Annotated in this window: 16 protein-coding genes; 11 read left to right on the forward strand and 5 right to left on the reverse strand. The window is 62.7% G+C overall.

Annotation, left to right across the window (positions count from 1 at the left end):
- Positions 1 to 4 precede the first annotated feature (4 nt).
- On the reverse strand, positions 5 to 1,420 hold the full coding sequence (locus BLU35_RS07495) for an aldehyde dehydrogenase family protein (RefSeq protein WP_093232575.1): 1,416 nt from the start codon (positions 1,418 to 1,420) through the stop codon (positions 5 to 7).
- A 96-nt stretch (positions 1,421 to 1,516) separates the two neighbouring features.
- Here BLU35_RS07495 and BLU35_RS07500 point away from each other — a divergent pair, with 96 nt between their 5' ends.
- From BLU35_RS07500 to BLU35_RS07550, 10 genes are all read left to right on the forward strand, one after another.
- Positions 1,517 to 2,452, forward strand: coding sequence for a LysR family transcriptional regulator (locus tag BLU35_RS07500; RefSeq protein WP_093232576.1), 936 nt, complete (start codon positions 1,517 to 1,519; stop codon positions 2,450 to 2,452).
- A 380-nt stretch (positions 2,453 to 2,832) separates the two neighbouring features.
- Positions 2,833 to 3,336, forward strand: a complete 504-nt coding sequence (locus BLU35_RS07505; RefSeq protein ID WP_093232702.1) for an RNA polymerase sigma factor — start codon at positions 2,833 to 2,835, stop codon at positions 3,334 to 3,336.
- Positions 3,337 to 3,541: 205 nt separating this feature from the next.
- Complete coding sequence (locus BLU35_RS07515; RefSeq protein ID WP_112948112.1) at positions 3,542 to 4,543, forward strand: FecR family protein; 1,002 nt, start codon at positions 3,542 to 3,544, stop codon at positions 4,541 to 4,543.
- Between the two features lie 119 nt (positions 4,544 to 4,662).
- Positions 4,663 to 6,954 (forward strand): TonB-dependent receptor, encoded by a 2,292-nt coding sequence (locus BLU35_RS07520; protein WP_093232578.1) that lies wholly within the window; start codon positions 4,663 to 4,665, stop codon positions 6,952 to 6,954.
- Between the two features lie 114 nt (positions 6,955 to 7,068).
- Positions 7,069 to 7,359, forward strand: a complete 291-nt coding sequence (locus BLU35_RS07525; protein ID WP_058330038.1) for a DUF2218 domain-containing protein — start codon at positions 7,069 to 7,071, stop codon at positions 7,357 to 7,359.
- A 193-nt stretch (positions 7,360 to 7,552) separates the two neighbouring features.
- A complete protein-coding gene (locus BLU35_RS07530) occupies positions 7,553 to 9,247 on the forward strand; it encodes an IucA/IucC family protein (RefSeq protein WP_286161456.1) in 1,695 nt (564 codons plus the stop codon).
- Complete coding sequence (locus BLU35_RS07535) at positions 9,231 to 10,967, forward strand: IucA/IucC family protein (RefSeq protein WP_093232579.1); 1,737 nt, start codon at positions 9,231 to 9,233, stop codon at positions 10,965 to 10,967. The genes BLU35_RS07530 and BLU35_RS07535 overlap by 17 nt, the downstream gene beginning before the upstream one ends.
- On the forward strand, positions 10,964 to 12,244 hold the full coding sequence (locus BLU35_RS07540; protein ID WP_093232580.1) for an AMP-binding protein: 1,281 nt from the start codon (positions 10,964 to 10,966) through the stop codon (positions 12,242 to 12,244). The genes BLU35_RS07535 and BLU35_RS07540 overlap by 4 nt, the downstream gene beginning before the upstream one ends.
- Positions 12,241 to 13,551 (forward strand): DUF6005 family protein, encoded by a 1,311-nt coding sequence (locus BLU35_RS07545; protein ID WP_093232581.1) that lies wholly within the window; start codon positions 12,241 to 12,243, stop codon positions 13,549 to 13,551. The genes BLU35_RS07540 and BLU35_RS07545 overlap by 4 nt, the downstream gene beginning before the upstream one ends.
- Complete coding sequence (locus BLU35_RS07550; RefSeq protein WP_093232582.1) at positions 13,548 to 14,393, forward strand: sugar phosphate isomerase/epimerase family protein; 846 nt, start codon at positions 13,548 to 13,550, stop codon at positions 14,391 to 14,393. The genes BLU35_RS07545 and BLU35_RS07550 overlap by 4 nt, the downstream gene beginning before the upstream one ends.
- Before the next feature lie 58 nt (positions 14,394 to 14,451).
- Here BLU35_RS07550 and BLU35_RS07555 read toward each other — a convergent pair whose 3' ends face one another.
- From BLU35_RS07555 to BLU35_RS07565, 3 genes are all read right to left on the reverse strand, one after another.
- Positions 14,452 to 15,168, reverse strand: a complete 717-nt coding sequence (locus tag BLU35_RS07555) for an alpha/beta fold hydrolase (protein WP_286161470.1) — start codon at positions 15,166 to 15,168, stop codon at positions 14,452 to 14,454.
- 197 nt (positions 15,169 to 15,365) lie between these two features.
- On the reverse strand, positions 15,366 to 17,753 hold the full coding sequence (locus BLU35_RS07560) for a thiamine pyrophosphate-binding protein (protein ID WP_093232584.1): 2,388 nt from the start codon (positions 17,751 to 17,753) through the stop codon (positions 15,366 to 15,368).
- Positions 17,754 to 17,803: 50 nt separating this feature from the next.
- On the reverse strand, positions 17,804 to 18,823 hold the full coding sequence (locus BLU35_RS07565; protein ID WP_093232585.1) for a 1-aminocyclopropane-1-carboxylate deaminase: 1,020 nt from the start codon (positions 18,821 to 18,823) through the stop codon (positions 17,804 to 17,806).
- A gap of 143 nt (positions 18,824 to 18,966) precedes the next feature.
- Here BLU35_RS07565 and BLU35_RS07570 point away from each other — a divergent pair, with 143 nt between their 5' ends.
- Positions 18,967 to 19,443 (forward strand): Lrp/AsnC family transcriptional regulator, encoded by a 477-nt coding sequence (locus tag BLU35_RS07570; RefSeq protein ID WP_057255298.1) that lies wholly within the window; start codon positions 18,967 to 18,969, stop codon positions 19,441 to 19,443.
- A gap of 92 nt (positions 19,444 to 19,535) precedes the next feature.
- On the opposite strand, the gene BLU35_RS07575 is transcribed toward BLU35_RS07570, so the two are convergent.
- Positions 19,536 to 21,371, reverse strand: a complete 1,836-nt coding sequence (locus BLU35_RS07575) for an ABC transporter ATP-binding protein (protein ID WP_057255299.1) — start codon at positions 21,369 to 21,371, stop codon at positions 19,536 to 19,538.
- Positions 21,372 to 21,397 lie beyond the last annotated feature (26 nt).

Here is a 21,397-nt window from a genome sequence, read left to right on the forward strand (position 1 = left end):
CCGCTCAGCCAATGATCGCCTTCGGCTCGAGAAAGGCTTCGAGGCCGAAGGGCCCGAATTCGCGGCCGATGCCGGAATGCTTGAAGCCGCCAAAGGGAGCCTGAGCATCCGCCGGCGCCTCGTTGAGGACCACGCGTCCGGCCTCGAGTTGGCCGGCCACGCGGCGCATGTGTTCCACATCGGTGCCGAGAACGTAGGATTGCAGGCCATAGTCCGCGTCGTTGGCGATGGCGACAGCCTCGTCTTCGTCGCGATAGGAAAGAACGCTGAGGACGGGGCCGAAGATTTCTTCCCGCGCGATCCGCATGTCGTTGGTGACATCGGTGAAAACGGTGGGGCGAACGAACCAGCCACGATCGAGCCCTTTCGGGCGACCTTCGCCGCCGGCCAGCAGCTTTGCGCCGTCCTCCTGACCGAGACGAATATAGGACTGGACGCGCTGCCATTGTCTGGCGCTGACCATCGGGCCGATATCCGAGGTCGGGTCGCTCGAAGGGCCGATCTTCAATGCCGAGACGGCGGTGGCCAGACGCGAGGTCACTTCCGCTAGCCTCCGCTCCGACACCAGAAGCCGGGTGCCGGCAATGCAGGCCTGGCCGCTGTTGCGGAAGGCGGAAGCAAGCACGTGCGGAATGGCGTGATCGAGATCGGCATCGTCGAGCAGGATCTGCGGCCCCTTGCCGCCGAGCTCCAAGGTCACGCGCTTGAAGCTTTCCGCAGCAGTTCGAAGGATCGTCTTTCCGGTCGTGGTCGAGCCGGTGAAGGTGATCTTGGCGATACCCGGGTTCTGGCTGAGCTCCGCACCGACGACATGCCCATAGCCATTGACGACGTTGAGTACGCCGCGCGGCAGACCGGCTTCGTGCAGCGCTTCCAGCAGAGTCTGGGTCTGGATGGCGCTCATTTCCGACGGCTTGATCACGATCGTCGTGCCGGCCGCAATTGCGGTGGCGAGCTTGGTGCAGATGAAGCCGATGTTGCTGTTCCAGGGGGTGATGGCGGCGGCAACCCCAACCGGTTCCATGACGACCGCGGCGTTGCCGATCTGCCGGGTAAAGGCATAGCCAGCAACGGTCTTCGCGGCGACCTCGAAAACGTGCGAAGCATGCGGGACTGAGAAAGCGAGGAAGGACTGCGGTGCGCCGTACTCGGTCGCCATGGCCTCATGCAAGGTATCGGCGTGCGCGGCGACCGCATCGCGCAGCGCCTGCAGCATGGCGATGCGCTCGGCTGGTGTCGTGTGCCGCATGGCCGGGAAGGCGCGCTTGGCGGCTGCGATCGCCGCGCGGGCGTCTTCCGCATCACCGAGGCGGACCTCGCCGATCTTCTCTTCGGTGGCGGGATTGAAAAGCTCGAAGCGCTCGCTGCCCTCAGGGGTCACGAAAGCGCCGTCGACATAGATCTGTTCGATCATCTTCATCGTTCGGTTTCCTGTTGTGATGAAGGGGATATGCGCCGGAAGGGTCGCCAGGATAAGATCATCAATCATAGACAGGTTGATGAGGAAAATAGCGCAATGAGACCCAGTCTGTCCGAACTCGAGGCGGTGACGACGATCGCGCGGCTCGGCGGTTTCCGCGCCGCTGCCCGGGAACTCGGCGTTTCGTCCTCCGCGCTCAGCCATGCCGTGTCGGCGCTTGAAGAGCGGCTGGATGTCCGCCTGTTCAACCGGACGACCCGGTCGGTGGCGCTCACCGCGGCGGGCGAGGCCTTCGTGGCCGAGGTTCTGCCGGCTCTCGCCGCGATCGACGGTGCGGTCGAGAGGGTGACGGAATCCCGGGCGCGGCCGACCGGGACGCTTCGGCTGAACACCTCGCCCGGGGCGGCACGCATGGTGCTGCAGCCGCTGCTGATGGAATATCTCCGGCGCTTTCCGGACATGGCGGTGGATGTCGCGACCGACAACGCGCTGGTGGACATCGTCGCCCTCGGCTTCGATGCCGGCTTCCGGCTGGTTGAGGCGGTGCCGCCGGACATGATCGCAGTGCCGGTCACGCGCCAGTCGCGCATGATCGTCGTCGGGTCGCCGGATTATTTCCGGGAGAGGGCGGCGCCTCAGCGACCGGCCGATCTCATGAACCACACTTGCATTCGGGCGCGCATGGCGAGCGGCCGGATTTATCACTGGGAGTTCTCGCGTCATGGCGAGAGCGTGGAGATCGATGTGCCCGGACGGCTCATTCTGGACGAGAGCGGGCTGATGCTCGAGGCGGTACTGTGTGGCGCAGGGCTGGCCTATCTCTCCGACTATGCGGTCCAGGAGCATGTCGCTGCCGGACGGCTGGTGCGGGTTCTCGAGGATTGGACGCCACCCTATGACGGCCTTTGCCTCTATTTCTCCGGCCGGCGACACGTACCGGCAAAGCTCCGGGCGTTGATCGAGCTCGTCAGAGAGTTGCGTGTCGAGGGCGCGGAGATTGGTGGCGCCCTTGAGTCTCGACACCGAAAGTGAGACGAACCGGACAGGTTGAGCGCTCGACTGCCGTTTCGTTGGCCATGGCGAGAAACCGGAAAAACCGCCATGTTCGCCATCCCTGCCGCGTCCGGTTGACACGGTTCGTGCTCAGATGGGTAATCGCCCTCGGAGCGAAAAGTTCCGCTTCTGCAACGGGATACGGTCTCCGGCCAAGGATGCTCAGGCTCGGCGGCGAGGCGTCGAGGCAATTGGCTGGAAAAATAACATGACTATTACAGACAAGTTTATTTACGCGTGCTAAGAGACGTCGCGTTCGTTTGGCCATCCGGTCCACCGATCGCGTCGCGGCAGCCAGTGTGAACGACGCTGGACGCCACATCAAAGTTGTTTTGTTCGGATCAGACGCCTTGGTCGACATGGAAACGCGCCATCAGGTCTATTTCGCCAATCGTACCGCTTTGGTCGCCTATGCGACCCGCATCGTCGGGTCGCGTGAGACGGCCGAAGACATCGTACAGGAGGCGTTCATCCGCTTCGCGCCGGCCAATGCCGACAATGGTTCCCAGGGCCTCACGCCTGCCTATCTCTACAGAATCGTCCGCAATCTGTGCCTCGATCTTCTCAAGCGTCGGAAGATAGAGGCGCGGGAGGAACAGGACGAGCCCCCGTTCTGGTCGATGCCGATCGAGATGCCGACGCCCGAAGACATCGCCGTGGTGACCGACGAGATCCGGCGCATTTCAGGTGTCCTCGACGATCTTCCCACGGACGTTCGTGTTGCCCTTGAGATGCACCGCTTCGGTGGATACACCCTGGAAGAAATCGCCGCCCACCTGAATATCTCGGTCGCAACCGTACATCGCCATGTTCGCACCGCCATGATGCGGGTGGCGACAACTCTGGCGGGCGATGTCTCCTAGAATTTTGGGCCGGCGTGAAAAAAAATCCGAAGTAATTCGTCTTTGTGACAGACCGAATGATTCCGCTACTGCATGTTTCCTTTAATCGTGCCCGATTAAAGGATGAAAACATGCAGCAATTCAAAGTGCTACAGCGACCTTTGCGCGTCCGATAAGACGCGCGGCGCTGTAGTGTCTCGTCGAACACGAACCAGCAGGCAGAGCTTTGACCAAGGAAAACCACATACCGGAGGTATTGCTCGAAGAGGCCATGGACTGGTTCCTCGAACTGAAGGCGCGTCCGAACTGTCGGGAGACGGAGGTCGCGTTCCGGACCTGGTTGGGCAGGTCGGAACTGCATGTCCGATCCTGGGAGACGGCATTGAAGACCTGGCAATTGCTGGGAGAAGTGCCGCCGGTTCATGAGCAGCTTTGGCGCGGGGCGACGCCGTTAGTCTCATCTGCGGCAACCACCCGCCAGCCGAAGCGTTGGGCGGCCAGAACCTTAGTTGCCGGCACCGCGGTGATGGCGCTTGCCGCCTGCCTGGTGCTGTTCGTCGCGCTCCCGTCGCTGCTGGTGTGGTGGCAGGCCGATCATGTGACCGAGACCGCGCAGAGCAGGACGATCACGCTGGAGGACGGCACGACTATCCAAATGGGTGGCGGCAGTGCCATCGCCACCGAGATCAACACCGCGGCCCGGCATGTCCGGCTTCTCAAGGGCGAGGCCTATTTCGATGTCGCGCGCGACCCGTCGCGTCCGTTCGTCGTCGATGCCGGCGGCGTGGAGGTTTCGGTTCTCGGCACCTCTTTTGACGTGCAGCTTGCGAGTACGGAGACAACGGTCGAGCTCGCCCACGGCACGGTGGCCGTTTCGTATAGCGGCGAAAACCATAAGCAGAATTTCGAACTCGCGCCGGGAGAAATGGCGACGGTGGCGCATGCGACGGGTGCTGTCACCCGAAGCGCGATCGCGACCGAAGAGATCGGCGCCTGGCGCAGTGGCAAGATGTTCGTCAACAACGTCACCGTTGCGGCTGCCGCCGAGCGGCTGCAACGTTACCATTCCGCCTGGATCTCCATCCCGCAATCCGAACTCGCGGCGCGACGGGTGACGGGCGTCTATGATCTCACGGATCCCGATCACGCTCTTCAGGCATTGGTTCAGCCGTTTGGTGGCAATGTGCGCGAGGTGACATCCTATGGCCGCGTTCTGACGCAATTTTAATTTGGACTCAAAAATTCAAGAAAAAATCGCGGACCGGTGAAAAAAAATCCGGAGCCCGTCGTCTTTGGTCCGAAGCGCCTGCCGAGAGGCAGCGCGCGGATCATCGAGACGGGGGTAAAATGAGTTCGCCGAAATGCCGCAACGCAGGATATAGCCATGCAGGTCTGCGCCTGCTGACAACGACGGCGATCGTCGGGCTTTCCTCCCTTGCCTTCATGCCCCTTTCCATCGCCTCCGCCCAAGAGACGACGTCGCGCGTCAGCACGGCCCGCACATTCAACATTCCGTCGCAACCGCTTGCGAGCGCATTGAATGCCTTTGGGCGGCAATCCGGTCTGCAGGTGACCCTGGCTGCAGCGACGTCGAAGGGCATCCGCTCGACTGCCGTCAGCGGCACGCTGGAGCCGCAGCAGGCCCTGGCACAGCTTCTGTCAGGCACCGGCATCTCCTACAGCGTATCGGGCGGAACGGCGCTGATCGGCTCGACCACGGCGGCCGGCAGCGGTGACGGCGTGGATGCTTCCGGCGCCACCGTCCTCGACCCGATTTCCGCCTTTGGCAGTGGACCGCTCGGCGCCGGCGAGATCGTCATCTCGTCGGAGGACCTGAGGCTGAAGAACCCCGCCAACATTGCCGACGTCTTTTCAGGGGAGCCGGGCATCGCCGTCGGCAGCTCCTTGCCGATGTCGCAGAAGGTCTACGTTCATGGCATCGAGGAAACGAGCCTTGCCGTGACCATGGACGGCGGCCGCCAGAACAACAAGGTCTTCCACCACAATGGCACGAACCTCATCGATCCGGGCCTCCTGAAGGCCGTCAACGTCGATGCCGGCGTTGCCCCGGCCGATGCCGGCCCAGGGGCGCTCGCCGGTGCGATCGCCTATGAAACGATTGATCCGCGCGATCTGTTGGATGCCGACGGTTTCGGTGGCTTCGTTACATCCAGCTATAATTTCAACAGCGACACGGTGACCACGGGGCTCTCCGCCTATGGCATGCATGAAGGGCTTGAGTTCCTCGGCTACTTCAACTTCGGCAATGGCAACGATTTCACCGCGGGCAACGGCAATCAGGTCGAAGGCACCAGCACCAATCTGCTGAGCGGCCTCGGAAAGCTCGCCTACGAGTTCGAGAGCGGCGACCGTTTCGAGATCAGCCACGACCGTATCAACGACGATGCGCCACGGCCGTTCCGCGCCAATGTGGGTTCGATTTCGAACCCTAAGCCGTGGGAGCCGCGCAGCCGCGACTATACGCTCGACCGGCAGAACACCGTCTTTACCTATACCGACAGCACGCCGGAGGGATGGTGGGACCCGAAGCTCCTGGTTGCCTACAGCAAGACAGAGGTCGATCTGCCGATCTTCCCGAAGCCGGGACCGGGCGTTCCCACCACCTATGACGCTCTCGGCACGTCGGATAGTTTCAATGGCAAGTTCGAGAACAAGTTCTCTTTCGATATCGGCAATGTGATCGCCGGCATCGACTTCTACAGCGACAAGGCGGAGCTTGAGGATCTCTACGATCCCGGTACCGAGAAGGCGCGCAATGTCGGCATTTACGCGCAGGCGAGGCTTGAGCCTTGGGAGAGGACGCGCCTTTCCTTTGGCGCAAGAGGGGACAACCAGCACTTTACCGGAACGACGGGTGAGAAATGGACCAACTCGGGCTTCAGCGGCAACGTCTCGGGCGAATATGATCTCATCGAGGATCTTCTGACGGCCAAGGCCGGGTATTCGCATGTCTGGGCGGGCATTCCGCTTGCCGAGAACTTCATCATCAATCCCAACTGGGACTATGGCAACGGTCCGAAGCCGGTAACGGCGGACAATTACGTCTTGGGATTGGAGGTCAACTACAACGGCTTCATAGTCGAGGGCAGTGTCTTCCAGACCGATCTCGATGATGCGCGCGCACCACGCTTCCGCGCAGACCTCGGCATCGCCGCCCATGATGTTCGCTCGCGCGGCTTCGAAATCGGTGGCGGCTACACTTGGGGCGATGGCTATTTCAAGGTGAAATACGCCAATATCGACGTCGAGATCGACGGCAAGCCTGCCGATTCCGACCTCGGCACCTATCTCGCAGCACCCGCAGGCCAGATCATCACGCTGCAGGCGATCCACACGCTGGCCGACTGGGGCGTCACCTTCGGCGCCGACGCCGAGATTGCGCTCGACTACGACGACGTCGCCGCCGGCAGCAAGCCTTTCGAGGGCTACGAGGTCTTCAACGCCTTTGTCGAATATGTACCGCCGCAACGGCCGAACCTGACGCTGCGGGCCGAACTCAAGAACATCTTCGACGAAACCTATTCGGACCGGGCGACCTACGGCCAGGAGTTCGGGAACGTGACGCCACTCTACGAACCCGGCCGTTCCTTCATCCTGACCGCAAGAGCGACCTTCTAGGCCGACGGTTCACGATCGCGGCCGCCGTGTCCTCCCCACGGCGGTCGCCCAAGACGCTCAGGCGGTCATCCCGGGCCGACTGGGCAACAAAAAGCCTGATGACAGGAGTTCCAGATGCAAGAAGCGACCACCCACTTTGCAACGGACGACGGCCAGAAATACCTGACGCAGCTCTGCAAGCACTTCGCCCACAAGATCGACGTCGAGCAGACGGGCGATCGCGCCGAACTCCGGTTTTCCTGCGGGACCGGCTATCTCCAGGCCACACCGGATGGCCTGAGCATCCGCGCCCGCTCGCCTGGCGAGGCCGATCTCGACGATACGAAATCGGTCATCGAAAGCCATCTTCTGCGCTTCGCGTTCCGCGAGCAGCCGGGATCGCTCCACTGGCAGGCCGCCGGCTGAGCGCCACGGGCTGACAACGCTCTCAATAAGAAAATTCAATGTGTTGGTCGAAAACGTCCAACGCCATTGCGCGGCTATGCGTCGCGTGCCGAGGATCGACAGGATGCAATCGTCTAGGCAAATCGCAGAAATCGCCACCTTTCAAAGCTTCGCCAACTGCTATCTACGCGAAGTGAACCCGGGTATCCGGGTCATGCATCGAACCGCCGGCGGCGCTTTCGACTGTGTGGAATGGTCGCTCCCGAGGCAGCACATGATCCTGCGCGTCGAGGTGACGTCGCCGTCACTCTGCGGCCCGCATCACTTCGGCCGGGTCTGGGGCAGGGGCGTTTCCGACGGGACATGGCGCCAGATCGAACTGATCTCGGCGCTGCATATCCTCATCCACGAGTGCTACCGCCAGGGCGATGAAAACCAGGCGGATGCCTTGCGCGGCTTCGAACTCGAACTGCTGATGCGGGTGCTCGAAAGCTATCAGCAGACCGCACTCTATATCGATAAGGCGGAGCCCGAGCCGGCAAGCGGCGGCTACTTCATCGAGGCGGAGCAGTCACTCGCCTTTGGTCATTGGCAGCATCCGACGCCGAAGAGCCGGCAGGGCATGACCTACTGGCAGCAGGAATCCTACGCGCCGGAACTGCGCGGTACGTTCAAGTTGCACTATTTTGCCGCCAAGGCGGAGTGTGTGCGGCACGCGTCCGCCCGTTCGACGGTGGCCCATGAGATTGTCCGTTCGCTGTTGGGACCGGATGCGGATGGCGTCACGCTCGGCAGCGATGAATGCCTGCTGCCGATGCATCCGCTCCAGGCGGAGGCGCTGCTGCTTGATCTCGACATTCGGTCAATGCTCGAGAAGGGGCAGTTGCGCCACTTGGGGCCTGCCGGCCGTGCCTTTACGGCGACCTCATCAGTGCGCACGGTCTATGACGCCGATGCCGACTGGATGCTCAAATTCTCCCTGCCCGTCCGCATCACCAATTCCGTGCGTCTGAACCGGCGTCAGGAGCTCGAGGCGGGCGTCGCCATGGCGAAGCTGATCGATCGCATCGGCTTTGCCGCGCGGTCGCGAAATTTCCGGATCATCCAGGACCCCGCCTATATCATGCTCGACCTGCCCGGCCGGAGCGAAAGCGGCTTCGAAGTCATCCTGCGGGAGAACCCGTTTTCGGGCGCGAAGGGCAGGGGCGTTGTGACGGTTGCCGCCCTGACGGCCGATCCACTTCCGGGCCAGGGTTCCCGCCTGGAGCGCCTCGTCCGAGCCCTCGCCGCGCGCACGGGTGAAAGCCTGCCGGGCGCGGCCCTGATGTGGTTCCGACGTTATCTCGATTGCGCCGTCGAGCCATTGATCCGCCTTTATGACGATTATGGCATCGCCCTTGAGGCGCACCAGCAGAACAGTCTGCTGGACATCGCTAGCGGTTATCCATCCGTCAGCTACTACCGGGACAACCAGGGCTTCTACCTCTCCGAACGTTATCGCGGCCTGATCGTCAGCCATGTTCCCGAGACGCAAACGATCGCCTCACTCTATTTTGCCGACAGCGAAATCCGCGACCGCTTCGCCTACTACCTGATCGTCAATCAGGTCTTCTCAGTCGTCAGTCGCATGGGCCATGACGGCGTCTGTGACGAGAGCCTGCTCTTGCGCGAACTGCGCCTGCATCTCGAAGGTTATGCCGCCCGCATGACCGGAGCCGGACGCGAATTCGCGCGTCACGTCCTCGACCTGCCGACGATCGCCTCGAAGGCCAATCTGACGACGCGCCTCTATGACGTGGACGAGCTGCAATCCAATCACGCGCCGACGCTGTATCGCCCCGTGCCAAACCCGTTGCGGGCGCCGGCCGTCCTGACAGTGCCGAGGACCGATCATGCCATTGCCTCTTGATCTCAAGGGACGGCCGGACGAACGCGTGCTTCGCCAGCTCGCCGCCGCCCTCCTATACGAAGACATCGTCGATGCCAGTGAGCACGCCCACGGGGATGCGGTCGATTTTTCTTGGTCGCTCGGCGGCCGGGATTTCCGGTGCCGCGGCGCCATTGGCCCCTTTGGACGGCTTCGCTTGATGCCGGGTTCGGTGGAGATGCGCGAAGACACGGACAGCTGGGTCGCGCCGCCGCTGGCGCAACTGGTTGCCGCCTTGCCGGGCAGCGGCCCGACGCGCGGAAAGCTGCTCGACGAGCTCACCCAGACGATCGCCTTCTGCCAGTGGAACGAACGTCACCTCCCTGCGCGGTTGCGGCGCACGATGTCCTTCGCCGAACTGGAAGGCGCACTTGATGAGGGGCATCCGTACCATCCCTGCTTCAAAGCGCGTACCGGCTTTTCCTTCGCAGACCATGCGGCCTACGGACCGGAAACGGGTCGGGCGTTCAAGCTCGTCTGGCTCCTCGTCGCTCGCAAACATCTTCACCAGGCAATGCCCGGCGGCGAGGGTGCCTTCTGGCGCGTGGAACTCGGACATGAGGTGTGGGCCGAGCTGCTCGCGAAGCAGCAGCAACGCGGCGTCTCGCCGGAAGATTTCGGGCTTGTCCCGCTGCACCCCTGGCAGTGGCGCGAACTGCGCGAAACTGAGCTTGCCGGTTGGATCGCATCGGGGGACATCCATTATCTGGGGCCGGCCGGCGACCGCTACACGGCAACACAGTCGGTGCGCTCGCTGCTGAACCAGGACAGGCCTCTTGCGGCAAGCATCAAGCTGCCGCTCAACATCGTCAACACCTCGTCGCGGCGGACGCTTGAGCCGCATTCGGTCTGCACGGCGCCGGTGATCTCGCGCTGGATTGCCGGGATCGTCGAGAGCGATCCGGCCTTTGGCGAACGCTATCCGCTCACGATCCTGCAGGAATATGCCGGGATTATCGCCGGTCGCGAAGGACCTTTGGCGGGCCAAGTGGCGGCGATCTGGCGCGAGAGCGCTGAAGCCACCCTTGCAACAGGCGAGGCTGCCATTCCCTTCAATGCCCTGATGATGATCGAGGCGGACGGACGCCCGTTCGCCGACGACTGGATCCGCCGTTTCGGCCTCATGCCGTGGATCAACCGGTTGATCGAGATCGCCATCCTTCCGGTCTGGCATCTGCTCGTCCATCATGGCCTGGCGGTCGAGGCGCACGGGCAGAATATGCTGCTCGTTCATCGCGAAGGCTGGCCGGTCAGGCTCATCCTGCGCGATTTCCACGAGAGCATCGAGTTCTCGCCGGGCTTTTTGCGCGAGCCGGAAAAGGCGCCGGACTTCCTGGCACTGAACCCAGTCTACCGTGATGCCGAGCCGGACCAGTTCTACTTGACGGACAATCTGGATTCGCTGCGCGAATTGGTGATGGACACGCTGTTCGTCTACAATCTCAGCGAGATCTCCCATCTTCTCGACCACTGCTACGATCTGCCGGAAACGCTTTTCTGGCAGCGGGTCCAAACCGTGCTTGCGTCCTATGAGAGCGAGCAAGGGGCGACCGAGCGGCTGAGCCAGCTCGGCTGTGGCCAATCCCGCATTCTCACCGAATCCCTGATGACGAGGAAGCTCCTCGCGCTCAAGCCGGAATACCACCACACGGTGCCGAACAGCTTGGCCGCAAAAGCGCTTCAACGAAGGAGAAAGTCATGATCCGCATCGATGATAGGCTCTACGACGAGTCCTATTTCAGCGAAACATCGGCACGATTGGCCGCCGAGATCGGCCTTTCTGACCGTGACAACGGCCGCTACGCCGTCTGCTTTCCGGAAACTGTCGACTGGCTGGCGCTGTTTTTCGCCATCCGCAAGGCGGGTGCAAGCGTGCTGCCGATCCATCCAGGTACGCCCTATGCGGCCGCACGCAAGCTCGCGATCGGCGCCGGTTGCGACCGGCTGTTCTATAACAGCCTGACAGCCGAAGTTCTCCAGAAGCCCGAGCTGGGGTCGCCGCAGGGCACGCTGTTGCAGATGAGTTCCGGGACGACAGGCGCGCCGAAATGCGTGGCGCGAAGCTGGGCGGAAATCGACGCCGAAAACGAAAGCTATGTTCGCACGTTCCGCCAGCCGGAGAACATGACGCCGGTCATCGCCTGCCCGACCACCCACTCCTACGGGCTGATCTGCGGCATTCTGGTGGCGCTGAAGCGCGGCCAGACGCCCGTGATCGTCAACACCGGGAACCCGAAATATCTGCTGAAGGTGCTGCGCGAAACGGAGCGACCGTTGCTCTATTCGTCGCCGGCGATCCTGCACACGCTTGCGCGGCTCCTGCCCCAGGGCGAACAGATCCACGCGACGATGACGTCCGGCACCCTGCTCCCCGATCCATGGTTTGCCGATATCCGCGCCAAGAGCCGGTTCATGTTTCAGCAATATGGCTGCTCCGAATCCGGCTGCATCGCCATCAATCCGGATGTCGCTGCCGCTGGCGACATGGGCTTCATTCTGCCGCATCTTTTCGCGGAAACGGGCAGCAGTGTCGAAGACGCCGGAGAGATTGTCGTCAGGAATGGCGATGGCGCGCCAATCCACACGCGCGATCTCGGCTATCGCCGCGCCGACGGCATGTTGGTCTTCGTCTCGCGTTTGGACGACATGATCAATGTCTCCGGCCTCAACGTCTACCCGAAGGACGTGGAGGATGCCGTCATGGCCATGCCCGCGATCACCGATGCGGTCGCCTTCCGCAAGAGCGACCGTTTTGCCGGAGAGCGCGTCGCGCTGCTCTTCAGCGCCGAGGTGCCGGTAGCGCCGCCGGCGGTACGCGAATGGTGCAGCCGCCATCTCACCGGCCACCAGTTGCCGATGGAGATCCTGCAGGTCGATGCGGTTCCGCGTCAGGCGAACGGCAAGATCAGCCGTCGCGATGTCGCGGCGCGCCATCTGGCAGGGGAGTTCAACAGGCCAATGGCGGGAGCCGCATCATGAGCGAGAACGAAATCCTGGCGGCGATCGAGACTGTCCTCACCGAAAAGATGGCACATGGGCATATGGAAGGCTTCGGCACGGATGCCCGGCTGAATGAAGACCTCTATCTCGACTCCGTGCTGATCCTCGAGATCTTCCTCAATCTCGAACTGGAATACGGGCTTTCCGTGCCGGAGGAGGCGATCGCGAAACACGAGATCGAGACGGTCGGCGATCTCGTCTCGCTCTATCTGCCGAAGACAACGGGTACCGTCGTTCCGGCCTTTCCGCTCACGGGCGGGACGGCCGACGAGGGCGTTCATGGCGAGGCCTACTACGACATCAAGGTCCATTGCTTCGTCAGCTGCGTTTCCGATGGCCTGAAGCGAAATGGGCTGGATCAGCGGCCGTTCTATTTCGGCGTTTGGGACGCGAAGTTTGCTGTCAGCGACCGATTCGAGCTTCTCTATCACGCACCCGACATTACCCAGGAGTTCTTCCGCGGCTGGTGCGAGCGGCTCTACGGTGTATCCGTCGTCGAATGGTACGATCCGGCGCGCACCAAGCTCGACAACCTTGCAGTGCTGCTCGGTCTTCTCAAGCAGCGTAGCGAAACCGGCTCGGTCATGGTCATGCTCGACATGTTCCACCTACCGGAGCGCGAGAACAAGTTCAATCAGAACCCCTTCCCGCACTACCTCATGCTGCAGGAAACCGCCGATCCCGAGGCCTGGTTCGTGCACGACCCCGACTATCGTTGGGAAGGCGAGATCGCCAAGGAAAAGGTCATTCACGCGATCATGCAGCCGACAGTCGGCGGCGGCTATGTCTTCGATAACGCCGAAGCGCGCGCGCCGTACGCGGAAGACCTGAAAGCCTATTTCGAAGCGTGCTTCGTTCGTGACCGGAACCCGCTTGTCGATGCCGTCCGCGAAATCGTCACCGCGCACCTCGACGAACGAGACGGGCTCACGCTCTCGAATCTTGGCGCCGCGGTGCGCGAACTGCCCGTCATCACCGTCCGCAAATATGCCTATGAGCATGGCTTTGCCTTCTACTGGCGGGCACTGAAGCTACCGGCGGCGGAATTCGAGAAATGGTGCGAGGAAATCGAGGCGCTTGTTCAGGCGCTGAAGACCCTGCACTACGCCTGCATGAAGCTGGCCCGGGCGGGAGATCGCGCCCTGGCCGGAGCAGTCTTCGAACGGCTCGACGAAGCGGACCGGTTGGAGGCGAAGCTTAAGGCAAAGCTCGCCGAGGTCTTCGATCTCTGGTCCGACCTCGTCCTTCCCGCAGAACTTCCCCCATTGAAGAGGGTCGCACGATGAGAGTCTCGCTCTGCACCATCACCTTCCGGCATCATCTCATCTCGCTCGACGAGATCGCCACCTGGGCCGAGGCCAACGATTTCCAGGGCATCGAACTCTGGGGCGCGCATGCGCGCAACCTGGCGCCGCGCTCGGACCGCAACGCCGAATGGCTCGACGGCTACGGCCTGTCCGTGCCGATGATCAGCGACTACTTGCCGCTTGATGGCGATACCGAAGCGTTGCGGCACAAGACGGTGGAGCTTTGCAGGCTTGCCCGCCGTTGGCGCACCCGCAAGATCCGCACCTTCGCCGGAAGCCGCGGCAGTCTGGCCGTCGGGGCGGAAGAGCGGCGGCAGATCATCGCTCGCCTGAAGGAGATCTGCGAGATTACCGCCAGCTACGGCATTCACCTGCTTGCCGAGACGCACCCGAAGACACTGGCCGACACGGCGGCCTCGACCATGCAATTGATCGAAGAGGTCGACCATTCCCATTTCGCTGTTAATTTCGACACGCTGCATGTTTGGGAGGGTGGTGACGATCCGGTCACGGTTCACCGGGCCATGAAGCCGCATATCCGCCACTACCACCTGAAGAACATTGTCGATCGGGCGGATCTCACCGTCTTCGAACCGGCCAATGTCTATGCCGCCGCCGGTAGCAGGCGCGGTATGACACCGTTGTTCGAGGGCACCGTCGACTACGATCGATTCCTCCGGGAGATTTCAGGCGATCCCCTGGCCGATGCATCGCTGGAGTGGTTCGGCAATGATTGCCTGGACACCCTAAGGCGCGACCGCAGGCTGGTGCGCCAGGCGATCGAAGGCGGCGAGCGCCCGCTCCGGACAGCGAACGTCTAACGATACGTAAAGAGGGCCTTGGTGGCGGACCGCAGCGTTCCGCCACCAAGGTAATGCGTCAGTCGGAAAGCGTGGTCGCGGCCTTCTCAATCAGCGCGGCGACAGCCGCCGGCTGGGACATGAAGACTGCGTGGCTGGCTTTGACTTCGACCGGTTCGCTCCCGGCGCGCTTCGCCATCTCCCGCATCAGATCGGGATGAATGGCCCGATCGTCGGTGGCGATCAGCGCCCAGCTCTTCTTGCTTTTCCACGCCGGTGCCGTGATCTTGGTCTCGAAGGCGGCCTTCGCGGGGAAGACCTGGGATTGCGCCATGAAGCGAGCCTCGTCCGCGGGGATATCGGCGGCAAAATCCTGAGCGAAAGCCTTCGGGTCGAGGTGGAGATAACCGTCCTTCGTCGCCGCGATGCTCTTGGTTGCCGCGGGTGTCCGGGCGGCGAGGTCGAGCAGGGTCTCGCCTGCATCCGGCTGGAACGCCGCCACATAGACGAGGCCCGCGACGTTGTCGGCGCTTCCCGCTTCGGTCACCACCATGCCGCCATAGCTGTGGCCGACAAGAATGGACGGACCGGCCTGCAGGTCGAGGATGCGCTTGGTTGCAGTGACATCGTCGCCAAGCGAGGTCATCGGCGGCTGGACGACGGAGACGTTGAAACCCTTGGCACTCAAGAGGTCGAAGACCTTGCGCCAGCCAGAGCCATCGGCAAGTGCCCCGTGCACGATGACGACGTTCCTGATGGGATCGGCAAAAGCCTGCCCGAGCGGGGCAACCACCATTGCCAAGAGAGTGGCTGCCAGAATTCTTATTGTTCGCATTTGGAAAATCCTTTCCTGTTGGGTGCGGTTTCCCCTCGTACGGCGTCTGTTCCGGGACGGTGACGCTTCTCGGTTTTTGGAAGACGCAGGCGACCGCTCGCTGCCGGACAGACAACGCGAGGCCATTCGTCTTCAAAGGTGTTGGTGTTCAGCCGGCGCTACGGAAAGAGGAGTGCCTCTTGCCCGGCGGCGGTCCGCCGCCCCGCGGTCAGCGCCATGACCGATGCGGCGATGGCGCTGCGGTCGAGACGGAAATGCCGGTAGAGATCGCCGATCGTCCCGGTCTGGCCGAAGTGTTCGACGCCATGTGGAATGGTCCGGTGGCCGGCGACTGCGCCGAGCCAGGAAAGTGTGGCCGGATGGCCGTCGATCACGGTGACGATCGCGCAATTGTTGGGCAGCGGATCGAGCAGCCGTTCGATGTGGCTTCTTGCCTGCGGGTTGCCGCGGGCGCGCTCGCGCTGTGCAGCCGTCCAGCCGGCATTCAAACGGTCGGCGGAAGTGACCGCAAGCACGCCGATGTCGCGGCGAACCTCACCGATCAGACCTGCGGCGGCAATCGCCTCATCGGCGACGGCGCCCTGGTAGGCGATGACCACGGCGCAGTTCGGGCCGGGCTTGCGCAGCCAGTAGGCGCCGTCGATCGCGCCCTGACGGAAATCGTCGTCAACGCGCTTCAACGGTTGTTCGAGCGGCTTGGTGGTGAGCCTGAGATAGACCGAGCCGCCGGTCTCGTCGCGCAGCCAGGTGCGTTCGTCCGGGTCACCCTCGCCGTCGCGCTGCATGTAGTCGAAGGCCCATTCCATGATGACCGCGAGCTCATCGGCAAAGGCGGGCTCGAAGGCTGCCAGGCCATCCTGGCTGATCCCGATGAGCGGTGTGCCAATCGACTGGTGCGCGCCGCCTTCGGGCGCGAGCGTCACACCTGACGGCGTGCCCACGATCATGAAGCGGGCATCCTGGTAGCAGGCGTAGTTCATCGCATCGAGGCCGCGGCAGACGAACGGGTCGTAGACCGTGCCGATCGGGATCAGCCTTCTGCCGAACAGCGAATGGCTGAGGCCGGCGGCGCCGAGCAGCAGGAAAAGATTCATCTCGGCGATGCCGAGTTCCACGTGCTGACCTTCCGGCGTGAATTCCCACTTCGCCGTCGAGGCGATGCGGTGTGCGATGAAGGCATCAGCAAGCGGCTTTCGGGCGAAAAGCTTTCGCCGGTTTACCCAGCCGCCGAGGCTCGTGGTGCCGGTCACATCCGGCGATGTCGTCAAAATGCGCTCGGCGAGTTCGGATTGGCCTTTGGCGAGATCGTCGAGGATCTTGCCGAACGCCATCTGGGTCGAGATTTCGCGTTGCGTCTCGAAGGCGATTGGCAGCACCTCCAGCCGACGGTCGGCATGCCGCCGTGCACCCTCGGCGAAGAAGGGGGCGGACGCGAGGAACGCCTTGAGCGCGCCCTGATCCCGCACGCCGGCGAACGGCTCCCACTCCTCGCCCTGTGCCACGCCCATATGCGCCTGCCATTCGGCAAATTGCGCTGTTGTCATCAGGCCGCCGTGGTTGTCCTTGTGGCCGGCGATCGGCGTGTTCCAGCCCTTGATCGTATAGGCGAGGAAGCAGGTCGGCCGGTCGTGGTCGATCGCGGCGAAGGTCTCCGCCATCGTCTCGACGCAGTTGCCGCCGAGGTTTTCCATCAGCGCTGAAAGCTCGGCATCGCTGCGCCGGTCGATCAGCGCGGAGACGTCGCCCTGGTCGCCGAGATCGTCGGCGAGGCGCTTGCGCCAGACGGCACCGCCCATGAAGGTAAGCGCCGCATATTCCTGGTTGGAGCAGCGGTCGATCCAGTCGCGCAGCTTCTCGCCGCCGGGCTCGGCAAAGGCCGCGCGTTGCAGCACGCCATACTTGACCCGCACCACGTCCCAGCCGAAAGCGCTGAAGATCTTTTCCACCCGCTCGAACAGGCCCTCGCGCACGATGCCGTCAAGGGACTGCCTGTTGTAGTCGATGATCCACCAGCAATTGCGCAGGTCGTTCTTCCAGCCCTCCTGCAGCGTTTCGTAAACATTGCCCTCGTCAAGCTCGGCGTCGCCGACGAGCGCCACCATGCGGCCGAGCTTGCCCTCTCCCCATTCCTTGGCGCGGACGAAATCCTGGACGATCGAGGCGAGCGCAGTGATGCCGACGCCGAGCCCGACGGAGCCGGTGGAGAAGTCGACGTCGTCGACATCCTTCGTCCGGCTCGGATAGCTCTGCGCCCCGCCATAGCCGCGGAAGTTCATGAGTTTCTCGCGCGTTTGCCTGCCCATCAGATATTGCATCGCGTGGAAGACCGGCGCCGCATGCGGCTTGACGGCGACGCGGTCCTCCGGCCGGAGTGCCGAGAAATAGAGCGCCGTCATGATCGAAACGACCGAGGCGGAACTTGCCTGGTGCCCGCCTACCTTGATGCCGTCGATCTTCGGCCGGATGTGGTTGGTGTGATGGATCATCCAGTGGGAGAGCCAGAGCAGGCGCTTTTCAATGGTCTTCAGATGGGTGGTGTCGGTCATCGCCAGGTTCCGATGGAGAAGGACGAAAGGTGACAGAATTTGGCCGGCCTTCAGCCGTCCTTGTAGTAATAGCTGTAGCCGTTGAGCGCCGGTGCGCCACCGAGGTGGGCGTAGAGCACACGAGATCCCTCCGGGAAGAAGCCCTTGCGGGCAAGGTCGATCATGCCTTGCATGGATTTGCCCTCATAGACTGGGTCGGTGATCATCGCTTCGGTGCGGGCCGCAAGCCGGATCGCCTCGTTGGTTTCTTCCGATGGTACGCCATAGGCGGGATAGGCGTAATCGGGATTGATGACGATCTCGTCGTCGCGGATCGGCCTCCCGAGGCGAACCAGTTCGGCGGTAGCATCGACGATGTTGCGCACCTGCGTGCGGGTCTGTTCAAGCGTACCCGACGCATCGATGCCGATCACCCGCTCGGCGCGGTTCTGCGCGGCGAAACCGACGATCATGCCCCCTTGAGTCGAGCCGGTAACGACGCAGACGACGATGTAGTCGAAGGTGAAGCCGAGCGCCTTCTCCTGTTCAGCCACCTCTTCGGCAAAGCCGACGTAACCGAGCGCGCCGTATTTGTGCACCGAAGCGCCGGCCGGGATCGGATATGGCTTGCCGCCGGCATCCTTCACTGACTGGATCGCATCTTCCCAGCTCTTGCGGATGCCGATATCGAAGCCGTCATCGACCAGCCGGCTGTCCGCCCCCATCAGCCGCGTCATCAGGATGTTGCCGACGCGGTCATAAACCGCATCATAGTGCGGCACCCATTTTTCCTGGATGACGACGCATTTCATGCCGATCTTGGCGGCGGTCGCAGCGACCATCCGCGTATGGTTCGACTGTACGCCGCCGATCGAGACCAGGGTGTCAGCGCCGGAGGCGATCGCATCCGGAACGATGTATTCGAGTTTCCGGAGTTTATTGCCGCCCATGGCAAGACCGGAATTGCAGTCTTCGCGCTTGGCATAGATCTCGACTTTTCCGCCAAGTGCTGCCGTCAGCCGCGGCAGATGCTCGATCGGCGTCGGGCCGAAGGTGAGCGGGTAGCGTTCGAACTTTTCGAGCAGTGACATTGATCCAGGCCTCCATGTGAAAATTGTGAGCGAAGGATAGGTGAAGTCGCGTGAAAGGTGCTCTCTAATTTCCTGTTCTGATTTTTGCAGATGAGATAGAGTTCTCAAACAATTTCGTTGTTCTTCAAGATTGTGGCTCAGAAATGAAAGATTCTTCCAACGAAGATTTCGACAGGATCGACATCAAGATCCTGCGCGCCCTGCAATCAGAGGGCCGGCTGACAAATGCTGACCTGGCCGAGCGGGTGAATGTCAGTCCGGCCACCTGCCACCGGCGGACGCAAAGGCTGTTCGACGAGGGTTACATTACAGGCGTTCGGGCGGAAATCGCACCCGCTGCCGTCGGTCTCGGCGCTTTGGTGATGGTCGGCGTGGTGCTCGACCGTTCGACGCCCGAAAGTTTTGCGGCCTTCGAAGGCGCGGTGATGGAGATGAAGGAAGTGCTCGACTGCAACCTGGTCGCCGGCGATTTCGACTATCTCCTGAAGATCCGCGTCCGCGACATGGCCGATTTCAACAAACTGCACGGCCTGAAGCTGATCGCCTTGCCCGGAGTGCGCCAGACGCGGACGTTCTTCGTGATGAAGGAAGTCAAGGAGAACGCGCGGCTGCCGTTCTGACGGCCGTCATACGGTTGGCCGCCCGCGCAGGAAGGTGCGCGCGGCTCACCTGTCTCGATCGAGAAGGATGCGGCCGGCTTGACGCAGTCCGCCTAGACCTGGACGAAGTGGTCCTCGGCGACCTGTTGATAGCGCCGCTCGACCGGAACGTAGTCGGGCGCGCGCAAGGGGCTTTTGAGCTCGTCGCTCGCAACGCCACGGCGCGTGTGGCGGCGGGTCGGGTCGGCGATCGGGACGGCGGCGATCAGCTTCCCGGTATAGGGGTGCTGCGGGTTTTCGAACACCTGTGCGCGTGAACCGATCTCGACGATTTCGCCGAGATGCATGACCGCCACACGGTGGCTGACGCGCTCGACGACCGCCATGTCGTGCGAGATGAACAGGTAGGCGAGGCCGAGGCTCGCCTGCAGGTCGAGCAGCAGGTTGATGACCTGCGCCTTGATCGAGACGTCGAGTGCGGAAACGGATTCGTCGGCGACGATCACCTTCGGGTCGAGCGCCAAGGCGCGCGCGATGCAGACGCGCTGGCGCTGGCCGCCGGAGAATTCATGCGGATAGCGCGCCGCCATGTCGGGTTGCAGGCCGACGCGTTCGAGCAGGTCGGCAATCCTCTCGCGGGCCTGGCGTGGCGTGCCGAGCTTGTGTTCGAGATAGGGCTCGGCAATGGCCGCCCCCACCGTCATGCGCGGATTGAGGCTCGCGAAGGGATCCTGGAAGATCATCTGCATGGTGCGGCGCATTTCGCGCAAGCTCTTGCGGTCCATCGCCAGCACGTCCTTTCCGTCAAGCATCACCGAGCCGCTTTCCGGTTCGATCAGCCGCATGATCGCGCGGCCGGTCGTCGATTTGCCGCAGCCGGATTCGCCGACGAGCGACAGCGTCTCGCCCGGCTGCAGGCTGAACGAGACGTCTTCGATCGCGTGCACGCGGCCCTTGAGCTTGCCGAGCAGGCCCGCATGGATGTCGAAGCGCTTGACGAGGTTCTTCACCTCAAGGATCGGCTTGCGGTCGGATTGAACCGTGTCGGTCGCTTCAGCCACGGTACCCGGAAGACCGGTTGCCGCATCGATGACCGGAAAGCGCATCGGCTGGGGCTCGCCCTTCATCGCCCCGAGCATCGGCACTGCCGAAAGAAGCGCGCGGGTATAGGGATGTTTCGCCCTGAGGAAGATGTCTTCCGTCTTGCCGGTCTCGACCGCGTCGCCGCGGAACATCACCACGGTGCGATCGGCGATCTCGGCGACGACGCCCATGTCGTGGGTGATGAACAGCACCGAGGTGCCTTCCTCCTCCTGCAGCACTTTGATCAGGTCGAGGATCTGGCCCTGGATGGTGACGTCGAGCGCCGTCGTCGGCTCGTCGGCGATCAGTAGCTTCGGACGGCTTGCAAGCGCCATGGCGATCATCACGCGCTGGCGCATGCCGCCGGAGAAGCGATGCGGATACTCGTCGAAGCGCGAGGCGGCCGAAGGGATACGGACCTTTTCCAGAAGGCGAATGGTTTCTGCTCTCGCCTCCGCCTTCGACATCGGGCTGTGGCAAAGCAGGGCTTCGGAGATCTGGTCGCCGATGGTGAACAGCGGATTGAGGCTGGTCATCGGCTCTTGGAAGATCATCGCGACGTCGTTCCCGCGCACATGACGCATCTCGGATTCGGGCAGGTCGAGGATGTTGCGGCCGCCCATCATCACCCGGCCCTCGACGCGGCTCGTTTCCTTCTGCAAGAGCCGCATGATCGAGAGCGAGGTGACGCTCTTGCCAGAACCGGATTCGCCGACAATCGCGACGGTCTCTCCCGGCGCCACCTGGAAGGAGATGTCGCGCACGACGGGCTTCCATGCGCCATCGACCAGGAACGAAGTCGTCAGGTTCTCGACGGAAAGAACAGGCGTCGTCGAGCGGGCCTCTGCGATTGCGGTGTCGGTCATGTCGGCTCCTCCGCCTGTTGCTATGC

Source organism: Sinorhizobium sp. NFACC03 (genome assembly GCF_900103435.1).
GTDB lineage: Bacteria > Pseudomonadota > Alphaproteobacteria > Rhizobiales > Rhizobiaceae > Ensifer.